Source organism: Mesorhizobium sp. M2A.F.Ca.ET.037.01.1.1 (assembly GCF_003998075.1).
Taxonomy (GTDB): domain Bacteria; phylum Pseudomonadota; class Alphaproteobacteria; order Rhizobiales; family Rhizobiaceae; genus Mesorhizobium.
Genome location: NZ_RZSA01001818.1, coordinates 1 through 434 on the forward strand (window position 1 = coordinate 1; position 434 = coordinate 434).

General features: G+C 64.7%; 1 protein-coding gene. It reads left to right on the forward strand.

Going from position 1 to position 434, the window contains the following annotated elements; genetic code table 11:
• Positions 1–4 precede the first annotated feature (4 nt).
• Positions 5–434: ATP-binding cassette domain-containing protein (locus EOA27_RS39970; protein ID WP_245491442.1), on the forward strand; the 430-nt coding region annotated here is incomplete at its 3' end.

Sequence of the window (434 nt, forward strand, 5' to 3'; positions counted from 1 at the left end):
CGGCATGACGATGCGCTTCGGCGCCTTTACGGCGCTGGACGATGTCTCCATCAAGGTGCCGGCAGGCTCCTTCCACGCGCTGCTCGGCGAGAACGGCGCCGGCAAGTCGACGCTGGTCAAATGCATGATGGGTTTCTACCACCCGACATCGGGCGACATGCTGGTCGATGGACGCCAAGTCGCGATCGCCAGCCCCAGGGATGCCTCGGCGCTCGGCCTCGGCATGGTCTACCAGCATTTCACGCTGGTGCCTTCGCTGACGGGCGCCGAGAATCTGGTCATCTCGCGCGAGAAGGTGCCGGGCGTCATCGACTGGCGCAAGGAGCGCGCAGCGCTTGCCCAATTCATGGAGCGCATGCCCTTCAAGCTGCCGCTCGACGTCAAGGTGGCCGAGCTCGCCGCCGGCGAGAAGCAGAAGCTGGAGATCATCAAAC